Origin of the sequence: Luteirhabdus pelagi (assembly GCF_016827595.1) — a bacterium.
In the GTDB taxonomy this organism is placed as follows: Bacteria; Bacteroidota; Bacteroidia; order Flavobacteriales; family Flavobacteriaceae; genus Luteirhabdus; species Luteirhabdus pelagi.
In genome coordinates, this window is sequence record NZ_JAECMS010000004.1 from 113278 (window position 1) to 134044 (window position 20767).

The window sequence follows — 20767 nt, forward strand, 5'->3', positions numbered from 1 at the left end:
TTAATTATTGATACTTTCGCAATCAAACAATTTTTCCATGAAACAAATACTTATCCTTCTCACATTGTGTATGGCTACGTTCACATATGCACAAGATGAATTACCGAATGTTCGCTTAGAAACACTTGATGGCGCCACTACAACACTTAATGAATTGGCAAGCGATGGCAATGTTAAAATAGTGTCGCTTTGGGCCACATGGTGCGTTCCCTGTTTAAAAGAATTGGATGCCATCAATGAAGTATATGAAGATTGGCAAGACGAGACTAATGTCGAGTTAATCGCTGTTTCGGTAGACGATAGTCGAACCGTAAAGCGCGTAAAGCCACTAATTAATGGGAAGGCTTGGGATTACACAATTTTGCTGGACACCAACAACGATCTTAAAAGAGCATTGGGTGCTGCTACCGTTCCGCTCACATTATTGGTAAAGGACGGTAAAATTGTATACCGCCATTCGGGATATAATCCGGGCGCCGAATACGAACTATACGAAAAAGTGCAAGAACACTCTAAGTAAACTCCTTTTTTAATACAATCTAACTAACCTACCTCATGAAAAAATTCTTAGTGGGCATTGCCCTTCTGGGAAGCTCATTGCTTTTCGCACAAGACAAAGGCTATTTCTATGGTGGCCTAGAATCGAATTCCCAATGGCTTCTAGACGATGACGGACTCCCATTCATCGCTCCCGACGAGGCCTTCCGATCCAATAACTATTTTCAATTGAATTATGCCTACGGCGATTTTTCCGCAGGCGTTCAGTACGAATCCTACTTACCAAACGCATTGTTAGGATATGCCCCCGACTACGATGGCGGCAACGGCATTGCCACTTATTTTCTGAATTATCGAGACAAAAGTCTTGATGTAACGGGTGGTTACTTTTATGAACAATTTGGAAATGGTCTCTTATTAAGAACGTGGGAAGACCGTCAGTTAGGTATCAATAGTGCGTTGCACGGACTTCGGGTGAAATTTTCACCGACCGATTTTATCGACCTTACGGGCGTATATGGACAACAACGTGTAGGCTTCGAACTTTCTGAAGGCGTTATTCAGGGTTTGGATGCAGCATTCGACCTAGGTTCAGCATTGAAAACGGGTGAGGTAGATCTTCGCGCTGGCGTAAGCTATGTAGGCCGTTACCAAGACACCAATGCCAACGACACGATTCCTTCTACCGTAAATGCCTACAGCGCTAGAGCAGATTTTGTTATCGATAAGTTTTACGGAGGTGTTGAAGTAGGCTATAAGGAAGAAGATGTCATTGCCAATGAAGGCTTATTCGACTCAGATCGTTTATACGATGGAACAGCACTTCAGGTAAATATGGGGTATGCACAACGCGGACTAGGAATAAACGCTACTTTTAGAAGATTGGAAAACTTTAGTTTTTATTCCGATCGTACCGTCGAAGGAAACCAGTTCAACCAACAGCTTATTAACTACACTCCTGCCCTTACCAAGCAACAGGATTATATGCTTACCAATATTTATGTATACAATGCACAACCGCGCTTGCTAACCGAAGGGTTCGAGCAACGTGCTGGTGAAGTTGGAGCACAGGTAGATGTCTATTATTCCTTCCCGAAAGAGAGCCCATTCGGGAAAGTGAATACCAAGATTGCCGGTAACTTCTCCTATTGGGGTGGTTTAGAGACTGAATTCAACGAAGACCTTTCGTACGATGTAAAATTTATAGGTGATGGCGACCGCTATTTCCGCGATATAAATTTTGAAGTTAAGAATCGCTGGAGCAGTGCTTGGAGCACCGTGGCAACATTTCAAAGTGTCATTATAGACAAAGGGGTTTCACTTGGTGGACCACTTGGTGTACAAGGCGACATTAAAGCCATTACCGGTGTGGGAGAAGCAACCTATCGTTTCGGAAAAGGACAATCCTTTCGCTTCGCACTACAACACCTTTGGAGCCAACAAGACCGTGGAAATTGGGCCGCTGGTGTCATCGAATACAGTCCGAATTCTAGATTGAATTTCTTTATCGCCGACAACTTCAACTACCAAAGTATCGATGGCGATTTCGAGACCGATAGTCAGTTCGAGGATCCACTTCACTACTACAATATAGGTGGAAGCTATTCTAAAGGGCGTACGCGTTTCTCCATGAATTATGGTCGCCAACGTGGTGGACTTATTTGTGTGGGAGGTGTATGTCGATTTGTACCAGAAAGCAATGGTCTAAACATGAACTTGGTCGTTACCTTCTAATCGAAGCAAAAACCGTATTTTTAAAGCACCTGCAATAGTAGGTGCTTTTTTATTTGCTATGAAATATACCGTACAGAATCAACGAACCGTTTTTCACGATCATTATAAAATGCTGAAGGCTTCCGTCAGTTACGATACTTTCGATGGCGATACCATTGAAACAGAGCGATTGGCGTTTCATCGTGGCGATTCTGTTGCGATTGTTTTGGCTGAAAAAGAAACGGAAAGCATCCTCCTCACCAAGCAGTTTCGATACCCTACTACCCTTCATGAGGAAGGTTGGATTCTAGAAATCCCAGCAGGCTCCTTGGAAGAAAACGAAGCGCCAGAAGAGTGCATCATTCGTGAAGTTGAGGAAGAAACAGGTTACCATATCAGTGCAGCAGAAAAAATCATGGATTTCTACACCTCTCCAGGTGCCAGCAGCGAACGGCTTCACCTTTATTATGCCGAAGTTTCTGAAAGCGACCAAAAATCGGATGGTGGCGGACAGGAAGATGAGAACGAGGATATCGAATTGGTAAAACTTCCCATAGCGGATATCGCTGGCGGCATTCCTTCAACCATCATCGATGCAAAAAGCATTATCGGACTTCAGTGGCTGTTGCAGAAGAAGAAATAATCCCGAATTCCGTAACATTTCACCCACCTTTCCTACCTATTGGAAAAGACAAACGAATCGCTGCTTTGTAGCAAGCAATTTTTATCTTTACACGCTGTAAAAATCAACTATGGAAAATCTATTGGTCGTCAACTCCGTTTCAAAATCGTTTGGTCCTCACAAAGCCCTAAATGATGTTTCGATTTCGGTACCCAAAGGAAGTGTTTTTGGACTCTTGGGTCCGAATGGTGCGGGAAAGACAACACTTATTCGCATCATCAACCAAATTACCATGCCCGATTCGGGTGAAGTATTCTTGGATGGTGAAAAGTTGAAGCCAGAACATATTCAACACATTGGCTACTTACCTGAAGAGCGTGGATTATATAAAAGCATGAAGGTTGGCGAACAAGCACTATATCTTGCCCAATTGAAAGGCCTTAGCCATAATGAAGCCAAGGAACGGTTGAAGTATTGGTTCGATCGCCTAGATATCGGTGACTGGTGGAACAAAAAAATACAGGAACTCTCCAAAGGAATGGCACAAAAGATTCAGTTTGTGGTAACCGTCCTTCACCAACCAAAATTGTTGATATTCGATGAACCCTTTAGCGGCTTCGACCCTATTAATGCAAATCTGATAAAGGATGAAATCCTGAAACTCCGCGACCACGGCGCTACGGTTATTTTCAGTACGCACCGAATGGAATCGGTAGAGGAAATGTGCGATCATATCGCGCTTATCAACAAATCGAATAAAATCTTGGATGGAAAGCTGATCGACATCAAACGGGAGTACCAAGCTAATACGTTCGACGTTGGACTTCAGACCGATAATGAGGCTGCAGTGACAGCAGCATTGCAGGAAAAATATGAAATTACACCCACCAAGTTTAAAAGCATTAACGATGAACTTCAGTATCGCGTGAAGATTCCAGAAACATCCACCGCGAACGACTTCATCAATTATCTAACTAGCAAAGGACAGATTACCCACTTCGTGGAAGTAATTCCTTCTGCCAACGATATCTTCATCGAGGCCGTTAACAAAAACCAATAAGCTATGAACCATCTATCGCTCATCCTAAAACGGGAATACCTCAACAAGGTCCGAAAGAAATCCTTCATCATCATGACATTTTTAAGTCCGTTGATCATGGTTGGTCTATTCGGGCTTGTCGCTTACCTTTCACAAGTGAATAGCGAAAACGAAAGAGTAATCTCTATTCTTGATGAAAGCGGTCTGTTTTCTTCAGAATTTGAAAGCGGAGACAATATTACCTATAAAATGCTTTCCAATACTTCCTTAGCTGAAGCCAAGGAAACCGTGCGAAGTTCAGAGGATTATGGGTTGCTGTATATTCCAGCAACCAGCAAATTGGACGAACTTTCGAAGTCGATTGTTTTTTATTCTGAAGATTCGCCGTCCTTAACCCTCATAGACGATATTGAAGATGCGATTTCAGACAAGGCGAATTCGCTTCGTTTGGCTGAAGCTGGCATCGATGCCCAAAAAATTCGTGATCTTAGGGTTCGCGTAGATGCAAAGATTGAAACCTTCCAAGGACAGGAAACGTCTAAACTTGGTTCGGGTATCAAACTGATTTTCGGTGGCGCGGCAGGATACATCCTCTTTATGTTCATCATTATCTACGGAAACATGATTATGCGAAGTGTTATCGAGGAAAAGACCAGCAGAATCATTGAAGTCATCATTTCCTCTGTAAAACCAATCAAGTTGTTATTGGGGAAAATCTTCGGAACCACCTTAGCGGGAATTACACAATTTATGGCTTGGGTAATCTTATTATTTGTTTTTGGCGCGATCCTTACTTCCGTATTTGGTATTGATCCTAGTGCTGTCCAAACGCCACAGCAGCAAGCATTGGAAGCAAGTGCTGGAGGAGCCGATGGAATGGTTCAGGAAATAATCTACGAAATTGCCAATATGCCTTTATTGAATTTGGTTATCATGTTTATCCTATTCTTTATGGGTGGATATTTATTGTACGCTTCCCTTTATGCGGCCATCGGTGCTGCCGTTGATAGCGAAACCGATACCCAACAATTTATGATGCCAATCTTAATGCCACTAATTTTAGCCGTTTACGTTGGGTTCTTCACGGTAATCGACAATCCGCATGGTACGGTTTCACAAGTTTTCTCCTTTATTCCGTTTACGTCACCTGTCGTCATGTTAATGCGTATTCCGTTTGGAGTTCCAATGTGGCAGCAGGTTCTTTCAGTCGTTATTTTATTTGCTACTTTTATAGGCATCGTATGGTTTGCTGCGAAAATCTATCGCGTGGGAATCTTGATGTATGGTAAAAAAGCGAGTTACAAAGAAATAGCCAAGTGGCTGAAATATTAGTATGTTTCAACAGAAGGAAAAGGTTGGCGAGAAAATAGAAAAAGTCGTCAAAGATGACATTTGGGGAAGTATCAAGGAATTTTTAGACCTTGGTTTCACCTTTTTTGAAGGCGAGAAGCAGATCGAAATCAATATCGGTTTGCTGTTGCTGGTCATTTTCTCCTTTCTAATTGCCAGTTTTTTGTTGAAATGGATTCGGGTGCTCTACACTCGAAAGATGAATGAAGTAGATAAGCAAAAGTTTATCAGCGTCTTCAAATTCATCAAATACGTTACCTATATCGTAGTCGTTTTTGCCGTATTAAGTCTTGCGGGAATAAATGTAACTCCTTTTTTAGCAGCTTCTGCAGCGCTACTAGTTGGTTTAGGGCTAGCACTTCAAGACCTCTTTAAAGATATTATTGGAGGCATTTTCATAATTATAGACAAATCGTTGCTAGTAGGCGACATTATTGAAACCGAAGGCAAGGTGGGCCGTGTTATCGACATTAAACTGCGTACAACCCGAGCCATTACGAGGGATGATAAGATAATTATTATTCCCAACCATAAATTTATTACCGATACTATCTATAATTACACCCAAAATCGCCGTACCACGCGCGAATTGGTTCGTGTAGGAGTTGCCTACGGAAGCGACACCAAAAAGGTAGAATCGCTATTATTACAGAGCGTAACAAAACAAAAAGGTGTGTTAAAAAATCCTAAACCTTTCGTATTATTTGAGGATTTTGGAGATTCCGCACTTATCTTTAGTATTCACTTTTTTATAAACGACAGTTTTGTGGACCCCCGTATTAAAAGTGAGATACGGTTTCGGATCGATGACCTGTTTAGGGCAAATGGTATTACGATTCCATTCCCGCAGCGAGATGTCCACCTGTACCAAACGAATACTAAAGAATCTTAATTTTTTTATGCTAAACAAACACCTGACCACAACACAGAAAAACTATGTTTTTTCAGCGTTGTTACTACTTATCAGTGCCTTTACACTTCAGGCGCAAACCACCGATATCGCACGATTGGAGTACATGTATATCCCTTTTTCAAAATCGGATAACGATATTGCAAGATATCGGGCCCTAGTTCAGATACCAATTCCCGTAGGAAAGGAAAAGGAAGAATATTTCGTTATTGGACTTCAATACAGATATGTCGATTTAGGAATTGAAGATAGAGACGAGCTCTTCACCCCCACACAAATTGAACAACTTCAATCGGTACAGCGAATAGAAGGATATTTGGGATATGTTTTTAAGCTTAATGACAGCTGGCGACTTGGAATTCGAGGTGGCGCGCGAATCAATTCAACCCTAAATGAAAAAGTTGGCAGCGACGATGTTATTTATGAAGGTGCCGTATATGCCATTAACGATAGACGAAAGGCAGATATCGACAAACCTTATCGACTTATTATGGGACTTACGTATTCTACAACGCCCGGTCGGAATTACCCCCTACCCATGGTGAATTACTTTCGAGCGTTTCACCCCGATTGGACCTATACGGTAGGTGTTCCGAAATCGAATATTAGAAGGTATTTGAACCATAACCATAAAGATGCGCTACAAGCATTTGGTACGCTTGATAATTTCTTCGGAAATATTCAAAACAATTTTACTCCCGCTGGTTCAAACGTGGTTGCGGAAAACGTTTCTATGACAAATGTGCTATTTGGTATTGGATACGAGCACTTTTTCACCAAACATTTGTTATTTTACACCTACGCAGCGCACAGCGTGTATAACGAATTTCGATTACGAGATAACGACCGTGAAACTGCGTACATCATAAACGAAGAAAACACCTTCTATTTTCGGGGAGGCGTAAAATTTAAATTCTAAGGATGCCAAGAATATTATTGATTGAAGACGAAGCGGCGATTCGCCGAGTACTGATCAAAATACTTACTGAGGAAAGCGACTCCTACGAGGTCATTGAAGCCGAGGATGGATTAGCAGGAATGGAACTTATCAAAAAAGAAGACTTCGACCTAGTACTTTGCGATATCAAAATGCCTAAAATGGACGGGGTTGAAGTATTGGAAGCCGCCAAAAAAATAAAACCAGAAATCCCAATCGTTATGATTTCGGGTCACGGCGACCTCGATACCGCCGTGAACACCATGCGACTAGGAGCCTTCGATTATATTTCAAAACCACCAGATTTAAATCGCTTGCTGAATACCGTTCGAAATGCCTTGGATCGGAAGGAATTGGTGCAAGAAAACACCCGACTCAAGAAAAAGGTCAGCAAGCAATACGAAATGGTCGGCGATAGCGATGCCATTGTCCAGATTAAGGATATGATCGAAAAAGTAGCGCCTACCGAGGCTCGCGTCCTAATTACGGGACCCAACGGTACCGGAAAGGAATTGGTAGCGCATTGGGTTCACCAGAAAAGCGACCGTTCCAAAGGCCCCATGATTGAAGTAAATTGCGCTGCCATTCCGAGTGAGTTGATCGAAAGTGAATTGTTCGGTCACGTAAAAGGCGCTTTTACCTCAGCCAATAAAGACCGCGCAGGAAAATTTGAAGCTGCTAATGGAGGAACGATTTTCTTGGATGAAGTAGGCGATATGAGCCTTTCTGCCCAAGCGAAAGTACTACGAGCGCTTCAGGAGAATAAAGTACAGCGCGTGGGTAGCGATAAGGACATTAAAGTGGATGTACGTGTCGTAACAGCAACCAATAAAGACCTAAAAAAGGAAATCGAAGAAGGAAATTTCCGGGAGGATTTATACCACCGTCTTGCAGTTATTCTAATAAAGGTTCCTTCACTTAATGACCGAAGAGAGGATATTCCTGTATTAGTAGAACATTTCACCAAAAAAATTGCAGAGGAACACGGAACTGCCCAAAAAGAATTTTCCGATAAGGCGATCAAATTACTTCAGGAATACGATTGGACAGGGAATATCCGTGAACTTCGAAATGTAGTAGAACGTCTTATAATTTTAGGCGGTAGTGAAGTAAGCGAAAAGGACGTAAAGGCATTTGCTAGCAAATAATTACTTCGGCGGAAACAATACGGGCAACCTGTAACTACGATCGTTTTCAGGGGTACCTGATGGATTATCACGCTCGAACACCAAATAGCCCCGTTCGTCATCAGGCGCTTTGAAGGTGATGGTTGTCGGAAACGGCACAAAGTCTTCTGTCATCCACTTTCCATTTGCCGAGACTGGACCTTCGTATAGAATAGCATCATCCTTATTGACCAACCGCAACGGAAAATCACCCTCAAAATACCAAAAACCCCTCGCCTTTCCTTCAATGGTTAAAGGAGAGGTAATTTCAGTGTTGGGCAAGGGTTTCGTAATCTGAACCAGTTCTGAAATAGGTCGCTCTTCGCGCTCGCCTTCATAAAACTCAAGTGTTTCGAGCATCCTCAACATCGTATTCCAATTTTCTTCCGAAACGGAACCCTTTAGCTTCACCGAATCATCGCCCATCGGATCGCACTGCTTCATCGGCTTTTCTTCACCCGAAGCGGTAAAACAATTCGCTTCAAAATTGGATATTGGTAAATGGATAAAAATCCCACCGTATTCGCCCCAACCTTTTGGTGGGGTATCAAAATTGAGCATAACGGCTCAAGGCTGATCATTCTCCAATAAAAATACTTTTGATTGTTGTTTTGAAACGGGAACGTTCAATGGTAATGAACCCTCCCATTCTTCCAACGAAAGCTGTTTTCCATTTGGGTACTCGGTTCCAAACCCTTTCGGCATAACACTAAAATAGAAGTGTTCCGGATCTTCATGAAAAGCAAAGGGTGGGTTTCCATCGGTATCTGTTTTATAGAGATTGATGACAGGAACATTACCGGCCAATTCGCTTTCCAATGGACTAAATTTCTGGGGATACGAAAGTTGAAAATGCCAACGATCGTTCACATAAAGTTTCATTTCATCTGAAGCAGTATCCGAATCGTTAGATTTTTCCTGTGGTTCAGGTTTGGATTGATTTTTTCCTTCTTTTTGGGAATCGTTGCAAGCGACCGTCACCAGCAGAAAAAATGCTATTAAATAAGGTAAGCGTTCCATGATTTCTATTTTATGAAAAAGTACAAAACGCAATGATGAAAAGGACTTAAGGCTTTATTAAAATCCTGATTTCCCACAATCTTTCAAACTTCGAAAAAACCGGTATCTTTAGCGGTATGAAGAAAATAGATCCCAACGACTTTAAAGTTTCGGCCCATCACCGACGAGAGGATTTACCTTCCTCCTTCGACTTGGATGCCTCGGAAAAGAAAATTGAAAAAGAACTGGAGAAAACCCGCGAGGAGCTCGGCGAACTTCAGGATGTCCTATATGCCCATGGAAAATATGGCGTTTTGGTCTGCTTACAAGGCATGGACACAGCAGGAAAGGATAGCCTAATCCGTGAAGTGTTTAAGGATTTCAATGCCCGCGGTGTGGTCGTCCATAGTTTTAAAACGCCTACCGCCTTGGAAAAGCGTCACGACTATTTATGGCGCCACTACTGTAAGCTTCCAGAAAGGGGAAAGTTTGGGGTCTTTAACCGAACGCATTATGAAAATGTATTGATTACCCGTGTTCATCCCGAGTATATTTTGGGTGAAAACATTCCAAAAGTGAACAGCTTAGACGATATAAATGAAGCGTTTTGGGACCAGCGTTTTGAACAGATCAACGATTTTGAACGAATCATTTCCCAGAATGGCACCATCATTTTCAAATTCTTTTTGAATATTTCGAAAGAGCGACAGAAATACCGATTGCTACGCAGGTTGAACAAGCCCAACAAACATTGGAAGTTCTCGCCGGCCGATTTGGATGAACGTGATTTATGGGATGACTATATGGATTGCTATGAAGATGCCATTACCCGCACTTCCAAAACACATGCGCCTTGGTTTAACATCCCTGCCGACGATAAAGCGACCGCCCGATATCTTGTGGCAAAGATTTTGTTGGAAACCCTTCAGCGATATAATGATATTAAAACCCCAGAATTGGATCCTGAAATAAAAGCACAAATCGACGATTATAAGGATCGCTTAAACAATGAATAATTTTAATCGTCTTTACATAAAATTTTGCATGAAAAATACTGCTCGAATCCCCCAAACTTTTTTACTCACCTTTCTCACACTTCTATTAGTTGGAAATACTGCCATTTCGCAAACTAAGGAGAAAGACTCTACCATGCTTCGCAATATCTACGATATGGCGCTGTTGAATGGGAAAGCCTACGATTGGCTCGATTATCTTTCCAACGAAATCGGGGGGCGACTGTCAGGTTCGCTCAACGCCCAACGTGCCGTGGAATATACCGAAGCAGAATTGAAGAAACTCGGCTTGGATAAGGTTTGGCTTCAGCCTGTGATGGTACCAAAATGGACACGAGGACCGCAAGAGCAAGCCTATATTGAAACCTCTCCAGGCATCACCACCCAGGCGAACATCTGTGCCTTGGGAGGCTCTGTTCCAACGCCAGCACTCGGACTAAAAGCCGAAGTTATTGAAGTACAGGGATTGGATGATCTCGCACGGTATGGCAAAGACCAAATTGAAGGAAAGATCGTTTTTTATAACCGTCCGATGCAGGCCGACCTCATTAATACCTTCGAGGCCTACGGCGGCTGTGTGGACCAGCGATATGCAGGAGCCATGGAAGCGGCAAAATATGGCGCAGTAGGAATTGTAGTTCGGTCTATGACCTTAAGCAATGACGACCTTCCGCATACCGGCTCTATGAGTTACGGCGAAACACCTCCAGACCAACGGATTCCAGCCTGTGCCATTAGCACCAAGGATGCCGATTACTTGAGCAGTGCGTTAAGCTTAAAACCAGATTTGAAGTTCTATTTTAAGCAACGCTGTAAAACGTATGACGATGTTCAGTCGTATAATGTTATCGGTGAAATTACCGGTTCTACCTATCCCAATCGCTACATGATTGTCGGGGGGCATTTGGATTCTTGGGACTTAGGCGATGGTTCGCACGATGATGGTGCGGGTTGTGTGCAAAGCATGGAGGTATTGCGCATCTTCAAGGAAGTGAATTATAAACCTAAGCATAGCATTCGAGTGGTGTTGTTTATGAATGAAGAGAATGGGCTACGCGGTGGACGAAAATATGCTGAAGAAGCAAAGCTGAAGAACGAGCAACATGTATTTGCCTTGGAAAGCGATGCCGGAGGGTTTACGCCAAGAGGGTTTTCCTTCGATACCGATACTGAAAACTTTGAACAAATAGAAAGTTGGAAGCCTTTGTTTGAACCCTATCTTATTCACTATTTCGAACGTGGTGGAAGTGGCGCCGATATTGGTCCGTTAAAGGACGATAAAATCGTATTGGCTGGCCTGCGGCCCGATTCGCAACGCTATTTCGATCACCACCACGCTGCGAGCGACACCTTCGATGCGGTAAACAAGCGCGAGCTCGAACTCGGAGCCGCTACAATGGCCAGTTTGGTGTATTTAATGGACACCTATGGCACGACGAGTGAAGTTGGGGAGGTGAAGGATTAGGAATGTAGAATTAGGAATGCAGAATTGAGAATGCAGAATTAGGAATGAAGAGTTATGAGTTTTTGAGTTAGGAGTTATGAGTTGCAGAGAAGCAGAGAAGCAGAGAAGCAAAGAAGCAAAGAAGCAAAGAATATAGAGAAAAGAAAAAAGACTAGAGACTAGAGATTAGAATCAAGAACCAAGATATTAGATGTACGATTGTAGATTTTAAAAGTATCGGTTAAATAATTCAACATCCTACGACCTACCACCTACGACCTAAATCCTACCACCTATCGCCTAATGTCTAACACCTACCGTCTACCACCACCGAACGAAAAACAACTCGATCCCTTTATTGGTTTTATGGTAGACCAAGGCAGAACGCTTTTGTGCTAGTTTTTCATCCAATTGCCGCTTGGCTTCCCCAAAGGAAATCCAAGTCGTGTGGCTTTCCGGAGATAGCAACCATTCTTTTTTCTGGGGAAGATAAAAGGAACCTGGATAATTTTTTGGAGTGAAATCGTCTATCGTGATATGACGACCAATAACGCAATCCGAAAACGCTTCAGGAAGATTGCTTTTCTCCATTCCCTTCGGAAGAAACAGAAAACTCTTTAAGCATAACTGCTGTTCAATTGTTGAAGGTTGAAGTTGCAACGATTCAAGCAAGGGTTCCGTTGCCTCGGAATAAAGTAAGGGAAACTGATGCTGCTTCAGTTTTTGAAGTTTTTCAACCAAACGATCCTTTCGGTTTGGACCAATCCATTTTTCTATTAGCCTGTCACCCAAAGATTCATCAAACAAATAAAACTTACAGGCTAATTCGACATGAAGGTTTTTTTCGATTTCGGAATCATACAATAGATAATCCAATTCACCCAACGTTTGTTCCTCCCCTTGAATCTGAATATTCGCAGCCAAAAGCTCATACCGATCCGAATGCTTCACCATAAATTCAAAACAGTATTCCGCTTGCTTACCCAACATCAATTGTGATGGAAATTGGAAGGCTTGTTCAGAGACCTTCAACTTCCGGACGGAAAACGTTTCAAAGGGAAACCCAAATTCCGACACCTTCAACTCTGGACCTTGTTGAAAATAGGTCCAATCGCCTTCAGAAGTGCTTCCCTTCTTCCCCATTATCCTTTATATTTCATGGGAAGATGCACCACGCTCTTGGTTTCAAAAAACGGCTCGTTAAAAAAGTTGGTTAACGGATACACCTTTGCAGCCTTATACTTTGCCAATTCTTCAGTAAGATCGCCACCCTTCAAATATAAAATCCCATTCCGAAGTTCGTGTTCGCTTTTCTTTTTAATGCGACCTTTCACCCAACGTACAAAGGTTTCCATCTGTGCCACCGCACGACTCACGATAAAATCGTATTGACCGTCCACATTTTCAACCCGATCGTTGATGGCGGTAACATTTGTCAATCCCAATCCATCAACAACCTCTTCTACTACCTTAATTTTTTTGCCGATGCTATCCACCAAATGAAATTCGGTTTCAGGATGAAGAATCGCCAACGGAATGCCTGGAAATCCACCTCCTGTACCCACATCCAAAATTTTTGAACCTGGTTTAAAGCGCTGTAATTTTGCGATACCGAGTGAATGCAACACGTGGCGCAAATAGAGTTCATCGATATCCTTTCGGGACACCACATTTATCTTTTCATTCCAATCGTGATAGAGTCCTTCAAGTTTTTGAAAATCATTTCTTTGGGCCTCTGTAAGGTCTGGAAAATAGGTTTCGATAAGCTTCATATCAGATTTTGTGGGTAAATTGGGATAACTTTCACGAATTTAGGTGCGCTCCCACTCTTTAATTCGAGCAAAGATATGTATTTTTAGCCCTTTAAATTATAAGTCAATAGTCTGTGAGCACTTCCCAAGTCCGTTTTTCCCGCGTCGATTCCGCCAAATTCTTTAGAACCCTGAACAAGAGAGTGAATGGTTACTTTAAAGAACATAAAATTTCCAGAAATGCCAATTGGAAATTGCACCTGAAAGCATTTATCATGTTTTCATTGTATTTAACGCCATATTTCCTTTTGCTTACCCTCGATTTACCGGGGTGGAGCCAAATCCTTCTCACCATTGTCATGGGCGTTGGAATGGCCGGTGTTGGAATGAACGTTATGCACGATGCCAACCATGGCTCGTATTCTTCAAAAAAATGGGTCAATAAGATTTTAGGCGGAAGTATATACATTCTTGCTGGAAACGTTTATAACTGGCAGGTACAGCATAATGTACTTCACCATACCTATACCAACATTCACGGTCATGATGAGGATTTGGATGCTGGTCGTGTAATTCGCTTTTCACAACATGCCAAATGGCGTTGGTTCCACAGATTTCAACATTACTATAGCGTTATACTGTACGGTTTGCTAACTTTTAACTGGATGCTTACAGCCGATTTCAAACAAACGCAACGATATCTTAAGAAAAAACTTTCCTATGGGAAGATGCCAAAACCAATTAAGCAGTGGAGCGTATTGTTTATTACAAAAGCAATCTACTTCTCTGTTTGGGTGGTTATTCCGTTACTGGTCTTGGATATCGCTTGGTGGAAGATTTTATTAGGATTCTTCATCATGCACTATACCGCTGGCCTTATTTTAAGCATTGTGTTTCAGTTGGCGCACGTGGTGGAAGATACTGAAATGCCATTACCTGATGAGTCGGGAAGTATGAAAAATACATGGGCGATTCATCAATTGTTCACCACTGTGAATTTTTCACGAAAAAATAGAATCGTAAATTGGTTTACGGGTGGTTTAAACCACCAAGTGGAGCACCATATTTTTCCAAATATCAGTCATATTCACTATACCGAAATTGCCAAAATCGTAAAGGAAACGGCATTGGAATACAATCTTCCCTACAACGAATATACTTCGACAAGAAAGGCCATTGCGGCACACTTCAAATTCTTAAAACAAATGGGCATGAAGCCCGCAGTAGCATAATACTATGAATCCAAAACTTTCAGATCGCGTCAATAATATGGCCACTTCGGCTACGTTGGCTATGGCCGCCAAAGCTCGAGAGCTTCGGGAAAGCGGAAAGGATATTATCGGCCTTAGCCTTGGGGAACCCGATTTTACGGTTCCGGAATTCGTGAAAGAAGCCGCTATCCAAGCTGTAAAAGACGACTATCATGCATATACACCTGTGGATGGGTATGGCGATTTGAAACAAGCAATTATCAAAAAATTTAAGCGCGACAACAATCTTACCTACACCCCAAATCAAATCGTGGTTTCGACAGGTGCAAAGCAATCCTTGGCAAACTTGGCCATGGTATTGTTGAATGAAGGCGATGAAGTATTGCTTCCTGCGCCTTATTGGGTAAGCTATAGTGATATAACTAAAGTGGCGGGTGGTGTTCCTGTTGAAATAAAAACGACTATTGAAAACGATTTTAAGGTCACTCCTGAAGATCTAGAAGCTGCTATTACGCCGAAGACAAAAATGATAATTTACAGCTCGCCCTGTAATCCGAGTGGTTCGGTGTACAGTGAAAAAGAACTGCGTGCCCTAGCTGATGTTTTGGTGAAGTATCCGGATATCATCGTTGTAAGTGACGAGATTTACGAGCACATCAACTTTACGGGCGACCATGCCTCAATGGCGCAATTTGAAGATATGTACGATCGCACGGTGACCGTGAACGGTGTTTCCAAAGCGTATGCAATGACCGGATGGAGGATTGGCTATATCGGCGGACCAGAATACATCGCCAGAGCCTGTAACAAAATGCAGGGACAGAACACTAGTGGCGCCAATTGTATCGCACAACGGGCTACGATTACCGCCTTGGAAGAATCGCCTAAGCGAATTGAATATATGGTTCAAGCCTTTAAGGAGCGACGCAAATTGATATTGGATTTGCTTTCTGAAATCCCCGGGATGCAAACCAACGAACCCGAAGGTGCCTTTTATGTCTTTCCGAATGTTTCAGCTTTCTTCGGAAAGGATTTTGGTGGTAAAACCATCCAAACAGCCTCCGACTTTTCCTTATATCTGTTAGAAGCTGCAAATGTCGCAACAGTTACTGGTGAAGCCTTTGGTAATCCGGAGTGTATTCGAATTTCCTATGCGGCTTCAGAAAAAGATATCGTGGAAGCGATGAAGCGCATTAAAAAAGCACTCTCCTAAATACAACAGCATGGCTAAGATTTTATTACTCGGAAGCGGGGAACTTGGAAAGGAAGTCACCATCGCAGCGCAGCGCTTGGGACAAACCATTATCGCGGTAGACAGCTATGAGAATGCGCCTGCTATGCAAGTCGCTGATAAATTTGAAGTGATTAATATGTTAGATGGTGAAGCATTGGATGCCTTGGTTGAAAAGCATAAGCCCGATTATATCGTTCCTGAAATTGAAGCCATTCGTACCGAACGGTTTTATGAATATGAAAAGCAAGGGTTTACAGTGGTTCCTTCTGCAAAAGCTGCAAACTACACCATGAACCGAAAGGCTATTCGCGATTTAGCTGCCAAGGAATTAGGGTTGAAGACGGCCGATTATCGGTATGCTACCTCAGCCGAAACCTTGCGCCAGGCAGTTGAAGAAATAGGCATGCCCTGTGTGGTGAAGCCGTTGATGTCTTCCAGTGGAAAAGGTCAAAGCACCATTAAAAATGAAGCCGATATTGAAAAAGGTTGGCAATATTCTCAAGAAGGCTCTAGAGGTGATGTAGCTGAAGTAATTGTAGAAGCTTTTGTAAACTTCAATTATGAAATTACCTTGCTTACGCTCACCCAACGCAATGGCGCTACCTTATTTTGTCCACCCATCGGTCACCGACAGGAACGCGGCGACTATCAAGAAAGTTGGCAGCCTGCAAAGATGCAGGATAGCGATTTGAGGGAAGCTCAAGAAATGGCAAGGAAAGTCACGGAAACACTCGGTGGCGCGGGAATTTGGGGCGTTGAGTTCTTTGTAGCCGATGATGGCGTGTACTTTTCGGAATTGTCGCCTCGTCCACACGATACGGGCATGGTTACTTTAGCCAATACACAAAACTTCAACGAATTTGAACTGCATGTTCGTGCCATCTTAGGATTACCACTTCAGGAAATTACATTGGAAAGAAAAGGTGCTTCGGCCGTTGTGCTAGCGAGCGACCATTCTGATAATCCTATTGTTGAAGGAATGGAAACGATTTCTTCAAAACCTAAAAGCGATTTTAGAGTATTCGGAAAGCCTACTTCTCGTCCGTACAGAAGAATGGCAGTTACCTTAGCGTATGATTCACTGGAAAGCGATGTTGAAAACATCACACAACGAGCAAAGGAACTTGCTTCAAAATTGAAGGTAAAACTGTAAGTAATCTATCTATTTCGCCAGAAGAATGGCGTAAGTAAAATTAGCACTGTAAAAAGTTCCAAACGACCGATCAGCATCAAGAAACACGCCCACCACTTTGCGGCACCTGGCAAGGCACTATAATTATTAACAGGTCCTAAATCACCCAACGCAGGACCGACATTCCCCAAGGTACTGGCAGCGCCTCCCAAAGAGGTTTTATAATCTAAGCCCAACCATGAGAATACCAACACACCCATAATAAAGGATAGCATATAAAGGATAAAGAACCCTAGTATGTTATATACAATCGGTTGCTGTACCGCTTTGCGATTGTAGCGCACTGGTAGAATAGCATGTGGGTGAAGCGTTCTTCGGAACTCCAAAACACCGTTCTTAATCATTAGCAAATGGCGCATAATCTTGATACCACCAGCGGTAGAACCAGCCGAACCTCCCAAAAACATCAATCCGAAGAAGAATATCGTAAGAAAAGGTGTCCACATGGTATAATCGGCCGTAGCAAAGCCTGTTGTGGTTACGATTGCCAACACCTGAAACAATCCGTGCCGAATGGCGCTTTCTAATTCACCCCAAATCATTGGATGCTCTACGGAAGATAAGGAGACATCGGCTTCAAAATAAATTATGAGTGCCGCAATTAAGCCTAACGATACGATTAATCCCAAATACCACTTAAACTCATCATCTTTCAGCACACTAGAAAATTTGGTTTTAAAAGCGAAGTAGCTCAGGACGAAATTGGTACCCGCTAAAAACATAAACAGCATGATGATATACTGAATCAACGGACTGCCATTCCAATAGGCGATACTGGCATTTTTGGTTGAAAATCCTCCTGTACTCAGGGTACTCAGTGAATGGTTGATGGCATCGAAAAAGCTCATGCCAGCCAATTTCAATAAGATTGTTTCAATAACAGTGTAGGCTACATAAATAACCCATAATCGCTTCGCAGTGTCGGTAATTCGCGGGTGTAGTTTATCACCTCCAGGACCAGGTGCTTCCGCAGCAAACAACTGCATCCCTCCTATTCCCAATAAAGGTAGAATAGCAATGGCCAATACGATAATTCCCATTCCACCGATCCAGTGTGTGATGCTTCGCCAGAACAATACGCCTCTCGGCATTATTTCAATATCGGTCATGATAGTAGCACCGGTAGTGGTGTAACCGCTCATGGTTTCAAAAAAGGCATCTGTAAAGTTGGGTATGGCATTCGTGAAAAGATACGGTAGCGTGCCTGCCAGCGACATACATATCCAACCAAAGGTAACGATGATATACCCTTCCCTTTTTTGAATTTCCTTTCGATGGTTTTTGGTAATCAACAAGGTCATTCCACCAATTCCCAACGTTACGATTGCCGCTAATAACATTTCGAATGCTACGGCGTCTCCATAAAAGTAACTTACTCCGGTGGCCATCAACATGAAGCCCCCATTCACTGCAAAAAGCAGCCCCATTAGGTGAAAGATAATTTTAAAATTTAGGGAGCTAATGGTGGGCATTATACGAACAGTTTTTCAACCTTTTTGATGGACTGTGGCAGGCAACATACCACTATACGATCCCCTATCTGAATCTTAAAATCGCCCAAGGCGATGATTCCTTCGCCATCGCGAACTACGCCACCAATAACAGCAGAGCGGGGAAAATCGATATTTTTAATGCGCTGATCTTTCACTTCGGAAGAAGTCGTAACCACAAACTCCAAAATCTCAGCATTCATATTATTCAATTTGGTCATTGCTACAACCTCACCTTTTCGGACGTACCGAAAGATATTATTGGCCGCCAACAGCTTTTTATTGATAAGCGTATCAATACCGATAGAATGCGACAGTTGAAAATAATCCATGTTTTCAACCAGTGCAATTGCTTTTCGGACGCCTTTCGACTTCGCTACCAAACACGACATAATATTGGTTTCGCTATTTCCGGTTACCGCGATAAAAGCATCCATATCTTGAATGGATTCTTCATTTAGCAAATCGACATTTCGTCCATCACCACTAATAACCAAGCAACTGGGTATTTCATCGGCAATTTCAAATGCTTTTTCCTTATTGTTTTCAATTAGTTTAACATGAAAACTATTTTTACAGAGGTCGTTGGCTGTTTTATAGCCAATCTTACTTCCGCCCAAAATCATAACATTTCTGATTTCCTCGCGAACTTTTCCCGTCAACTTGTAAATCTCATCTACTCCTTTTTTAGTAGTTGTGAAATAGACTTGATCGCCTTCCTTAAACTGGGTGTCGCCTCTTGGAATCAGGGTATATTGCGTTCCATATCGTTGAATGGCCAATGGAACATATTCCAAGTTCGGATACATATCGCCAACCTCTTTCACCGTTTTTCCTACAAACGAAGCCGTTCGTGAAAGGCTGAGACCAATCATCATCAAGGCTCCTTCCTCAAATTGGTAAGTATCGTTGAAGGCACTCTGATTCAAGAGTAGTTCGATTTCATTTGCGGCAAGCGATTCAGGCGATATCAATTCATCTATTCCGAAGCGTGTAAAACCGACTTCATCCTTATTCTCGATAAATTCTGTATTCGAAATACGGGCAATCGTCCGTTTGGCACCCAATTGTTTTGCTAAAACACAAACTGTAATATTGGTGGTTTCACTAGAAGTAACGCCTATTACCAAGTCGGTATCAGCGACATTGGCATCCTTTAAGATAGAAATGGAAGTGGCATCTCCTTTAATAACCCGTATATCGAGATGGGTTTCCGCATTGATTAGGCTTTCCCTGTTAGTATCGATCAAGGTAATATCTTGCGATTCGAACGATAGAAGTTTCGACAAGTGAAAGCCAACTTCTCCTGCTCCTGCAATAATAATCTTCATAAAACTGTTCTACGGAATATACGGTGCAAAGGTATTCAAATTCTAACAATCCAACCCTACGATATACTATAATCTAATTCTCTTTGAGAGATGATAAAGTACTAAAAAATACGTAGTTTTGCCGGCATTATTCTATGAGCAAAAACGTACGGCCATATAAGGATTCCAACAAGAACAAAAAGGAACAGGTAGAGGAAATGTTCGATACTATCTCGGACAATTACGATGGCCTGAACCGGATTATTTCACTTGGCACCGATGTATCCTGGCGAAAAAAAGTAGTGCAATTAGTAGCCGAGCAAAAACCAAATCATGTGTTGGATATTGCTACGGGTACCGGCGATTTGGCCATTCAATTCGCAGAAAAAGTTCAAGCAGAAAAAATCGTTGGCCTCGACCTTTCGGAAGGCATGTTATCCGTAGCGCGGAAAAAAGTGAAGGACACCGATATCGATACCAAGATTGAATTTGTAAAAGGCGATAGTGAAGCCTTGCCATTCGATGATAATAGCTTCGATGCCATAACGGTTTCCTTTGGCATTCGGAATTTTGAAAATCTTGAAAAGGGACTTTCAGAAATTCTGCGTGTACTGAAGAAGGGTGGCCTCTTTGTAATATTGGAGACGTCTGTTCCCACCAAGTTTCCTTTTAAACAAGGATATTCCATTTATGCCAAAGGAATTCTTCCAATTATAGGAAAAATCTTCTCTAAAGATAAGGTAGCGTACTCCTATCTTAGCGAAAGCGCTTCGGTTTTCCCTTATGGCGAAGCCCTCAACAATATTTTGCGCAAAACCGGGTTTATAGAAGTGAACGACAAACCGCAAACTTTTGGTGTAGCGACCATTTATACCGCGACGAAATGAC

Annotated in this window: 20 protein-coding genes; 14 read left to right on the forward strand and 6 right to left on the reverse strand. The window is 42.4% G+C overall.

The window, feature by feature from the left end; all coding sequences use genetic code 11:
- Window positions 1–37 precede the first annotated feature (37 nt).
- The 8 genes from I4Q58_RS11435 (at window position 38) to I4Q58_RS11470 (ending at window position 8217) form a co-directional block, all read left to right on the forward strand.
- Complete coding sequence (locus I4Q58_RS11435) at window positions 38–520, forward strand: TlpA family protein disulfide reductase (RefSeq protein WP_203296017.1); 483 nt, start codon at window positions 38–40, stop codon at window positions 518–520.
- A 35-nt stretch (window positions 521–555) separates the two neighbouring features.
- On the forward strand, window positions 556–2232 hold the full coding sequence (locus tag I4Q58_RS11440; RefSeq protein WP_203296018.1) for a DUF6029 family protein: 1677 nt from the start codon (window positions 556–558) through the stop codon (window positions 2230–2232).
- A 58-nt stretch (window positions 2233–2290) separates the two neighbouring features.
- The gene (locus tag I4Q58_RS11445; RefSeq protein WP_203296019.1) at window positions 2291–2854 is read left to right on the forward strand and encodes an NUDIX domain-containing protein; all 564 of its coding nucleotides are present in this window, start codon (window positions 2291–2293) and stop codon (window positions 2852–2854) included.
- Between the two features lie 109 nt (window positions 2855–2963).
- Window positions 2964–3893: an ABC transporter ATP-binding protein gene (locus I4Q58_RS11450; protein WP_203296020.1), complete on the forward strand. Its 930-nt coding sequence runs from the start codon at window positions 2964–2966 to the stop codon at window positions 3891–3893.
- Window positions 3894–3896: 3 nt separating this feature from the next.
- Window positions 3897–5204: an ABC transporter permease gene (locus tag I4Q58_RS11455; protein WP_203296021.1), complete on the forward strand. Its 1308-nt coding sequence runs from the start codon at window positions 3897–3899 to the stop codon at window positions 5202–5204.
- A gap of 1 nt (window position 5205) precedes the next feature.
- Window positions 5206–6114 (forward strand): mechanosensitive ion channel family protein, encoded by a 909-nt coding sequence (locus I4Q58_RS11460; protein WP_203296022.1) that lies wholly within the window; start codon window positions 5206–5208, stop codon window positions 6112–6114.
- 7 nt (window positions 6115–6121) lie between these two features.
- Window positions 6122–7051, forward strand: coding sequence for a DUF6268 family outer membrane beta-barrel protein (locus I4Q58_RS11465; protein ID WP_203296023.1), 930 nt, complete (start codon window positions 6122–6124; stop codon window positions 7049–7051).
- A gap of 2 nt (window positions 7052–7053) precedes the next feature.
- Entirely contained in the window at window positions 7054–8217 is a 1164-nt protein-coding gene (locus I4Q58_RS11470) for a sigma-54-dependent transcriptional regulator (RefSeq protein ID WP_203296024.1), read from the forward strand.
- On the opposite strand, the gene I4Q58_RS11475 is transcribed toward I4Q58_RS11470, so the two are convergent.
- Together I4Q58_RS11475 and I4Q58_RS11480 are read right to left on the reverse strand one after the other, a co-directional pair.
- Window positions 8218–8796, reverse strand: a complete 579-nt coding sequence (locus I4Q58_RS11475; protein ID WP_203296025.1) for a Gmad2 immunoglobulin-like domain-containing protein — start codon at window positions 8794–8796, stop codon at window positions 8218–8220.
- 6 nt (window positions 8797–8802) lie between these two features.
- The gene (locus I4Q58_RS11480; RefSeq protein ID WP_203296026.1) at window positions 8803–9255 is read right to left on the reverse strand and encodes a hypothetical protein; all 453 of its coding nucleotides are present in this window, start codon (window positions 9253–9255) and stop codon (window positions 8803–8805) included.
- Between the two features lie 116 nt (window positions 9256–9371).
- Here I4Q58_RS11480 and I4Q58_RS11485 point away from each other — a divergent pair, with 116 nt between their 5' ends.
- Complete coding sequence (locus tag I4Q58_RS11485; RefSeq protein ID WP_203296027.1) at window positions 9372–10250, forward strand: PPK2 family polyphosphate kinase; 879 nt, start codon at window positions 9372–9374, stop codon at window positions 10248–10250.
- 28 nt (window positions 10251–10278) lie between these two features.
- Window positions 10279–11712, forward strand: coding sequence for a M20/M25/M40 family metallo-hydrolase (locus I4Q58_RS11490; protein ID WP_203296028.1), 1434 nt, complete (start codon window positions 10279–10281; stop codon window positions 11710–11712).
- Window positions 11713–12012: 300 nt separating this feature from the next.
- On the opposite strand, the gene I4Q58_RS11495 is transcribed toward I4Q58_RS11490, so the two are convergent.
- Together I4Q58_RS11495 and rsmG are read right to left on the reverse strand one after the other, a co-directional pair.
- Window positions 12013–12834 (reverse strand): DUF1853 family protein, encoded by an 822-nt coding sequence (locus tag I4Q58_RS11495; RefSeq protein WP_203296029.1) that lies wholly within the window; start codon window positions 12832–12834, stop codon window positions 12013–12015.
- Window positions 12834–13463, reverse strand: coding sequence for a 16S rRNA (guanine(527)-N(7))-methyltransferase RsmG (gene rsmG, locus I4Q58_RS11500; protein ID WP_203296030.1), 630 nt, complete (start codon window positions 13461–13463; stop codon window positions 12834–12836). Before rsmG ends, I4Q58_RS11495 begins: the two co-directional genes overlap by 1 nt.
- Window positions 13464–13576: 113 nt before the next feature.
- Between rsmG and I4Q58_RS11505 the strand changes: the two genes are divergently transcribed.
- From I4Q58_RS11505 to purT, 3 genes are read left to right on the forward strand one after another with little or no spacing between them, the layout of a single operon-like run.
- Window positions 13577–14674, forward strand: a complete 1098-nt coding sequence (locus tag I4Q58_RS11505) for a fatty acid desaturase family protein (RefSeq protein ID WP_203296031.1) — start codon at window positions 13577–13579, stop codon at window positions 14672–14674.
- A gap of 4 nt (window positions 14675–14678) precedes the next feature.
- Window positions 14679–15866: a pyridoxal phosphate-dependent aminotransferase gene (locus I4Q58_RS11510; RefSeq protein WP_203296032.1), complete on the forward strand. Its 1188-nt coding sequence runs from the start codon at window positions 14679–14681 to the stop codon at window positions 15864–15866.
- A gap of 10 nt (window positions 15867–15876) precedes the next feature.
- The gene (purT, locus tag I4Q58_RS11515; RefSeq protein WP_203296033.1) at window positions 15877–17040 is read left to right on the forward strand and encodes a formate-dependent phosphoribosylglycinamide formyltransferase; all 1164 of its coding nucleotides are present in this window, start codon (window positions 15877–15879) and stop codon (window positions 17038–17040) included.
- A 5-nt stretch (window positions 17041–17045) separates the two neighbouring features.
- On the opposite strand, the gene I4Q58_RS11520 is transcribed toward purT, so the two are convergent.
- On the reverse strand, window positions 17046–18551 hold the full coding sequence (locus tag I4Q58_RS11520) for a TrkH family potassium uptake protein (protein WP_203296034.1): 1506 nt from the start codon (window positions 18549–18551) through the stop codon (window positions 17046–17048).
- Window positions 18551–19900, reverse strand: a complete 1350-nt coding sequence (gene trkA, locus I4Q58_RS11525) for a Trk system potassium transporter TrkA (protein ID WP_203296035.1) — start codon at window positions 19898–19900, stop codon at window positions 18551–18553. Before trkA ends, I4Q58_RS11520 begins: the two co-directional genes overlap by 1 nt.
- Before the next feature lie 134 nt (window positions 19901–20034).
- Here trkA and ubiE point away from each other — a divergent pair, with 134 nt between their 5' ends.
- Complete coding sequence (gene ubiE / locus I4Q58_RS11530) at window positions 20035–20766, forward strand: bifunctional demethylmenaquinone methyltransferase/2-methoxy-6-polyprenyl-1,4-benzoquinol methylase UbiE (RefSeq protein WP_203296036.1); 732 nt, start codon at window positions 20035–20037, stop codon at window positions 20764–20766.
- Window position 20767 lies beyond the last annotated feature (1 nt).

Bases quoted from the DNA above. Each gene is read 5' to 3' on its own strand.
- trkA (WP_203296035.1), bottom strand. From the start codon at position 19,900: ATGAAGATTATTATTGCAGGAGCAGGAGAAGTTGGCTTTCACTTGTCG.
- I4Q58_RS11480 (WP_203296026.1), bottom strand. From the start codon at position 9,255: ATGGAACGCTTACCTTATTTAATAGCATTTTTTCTGCTGGTGACGGTC.
- rsmG (WP_203296030.1), bottom strand. From the start codon at position 13,463: ATGAAGCTTATCGAAACCTATTTTCCAGACCTTACAGAGGCCCAAAGA.
- I4Q58_RS11455 (WP_203296021.1), top strand. From the start codon at position 3,897: ATGAACCATCTATCGCTCATCCTAAAACGGGAATACCTCAACAAGGTC.
- I4Q58_RS11470 (WP_203296024.1), top strand. From the start codon at position 7,054: ATGCCAAGAATATTATTGATTGAAGACGAAGCGGCGATTCGCCGAGTA.
- purT (WP_203296033.1), top strand. From the start codon at position 15,877: ATGGCTAAGATTTTATTACTCGGAAGCGGGGAACTTGGAAAGGAAGTC.
- I4Q58_RS11495 (WP_203296029.1), bottom strand. From the start codon at position 12,834: ATGGGGAAGAAGGGAAGCACTTCTGAAGGCGATTGGACCTATTTTCAA.
- I4Q58_RS11475 (WP_203296025.1), bottom strand. From the start codon at position 8,796: ATGCTCAATTTTGATACCCCACCAAAAGGTTGGGGCGAATACGGTGGG.
- I4Q58_RS11490 (WP_203296028.1), top strand. From the start codon at position 10,279: ATGAAAAATACTGCTCGAATCCCCCAAACTTTTTTACTCACCTTTCTC.
- I4Q58_RS11460 (WP_203296022.1), top strand. From the start codon at position 5,206: ATGTTTCAACAGAAGGAAAAGGTTGGCGAGAAAATAGAAAAAGTCGTC.
- I4Q58_RS11485 (WP_203296027.1), top strand. From the start codon at position 9,372: ATGAAGAAAATAGATCCCAACGACTTTAAAGTTTCGGCCCATCACCGA.
- I4Q58_RS11465 (WP_203296023.1), top strand. From the start codon at position 6,122: ATGCTAAACAAACACCTGACCACAACACAGAAAAACTATGTTTTTTCA.
- I4Q58_RS11435 (WP_203296017.1), top strand. From the start codon at position 38: ATGAAACAAATACTTATCCTTCTCACATTGTGTATGGCTACGTTCACA.
- I4Q58_RS11520 (WP_203296034.1), bottom strand. From the start codon at position 18,551: ATGCCCACCATTAGCTCCCTAAATTTTAAAATTATCTTTCACCTAATG.
- I4Q58_RS11510 (WP_203296032.1), top strand. From the start codon at position 14,679: ATGAATCCAAAACTTTCAGATCGCGTCAATAATATGGCCACTTCGGCT.
- I4Q58_RS11450 (WP_203296020.1), top strand. From the start codon at position 2,964: ATGGAAAATCTATTGGTCGTCAACTCCGTTTCAAAATCGTTTGGTCCT.
- I4Q58_RS11445 (WP_203296019.1), top strand. From the start codon at position 2,291: ATGAAATATACCGTACAGAATCAACGAACCGTTTTTCACGATCATTAT.
- ubiE (WP_203296036.1), top strand. From the start codon at position 20,035: ATGAGCAAAAACGTACGGCCATATAAGGATTCCAACAAGAACAAAAAG.
- I4Q58_RS11440 (WP_203296018.1), top strand. From the start codon at position 556: ATGAAAAAATTCTTAGTGGGCATTGCCCTTCTGGGAAGCTCATTGCTT.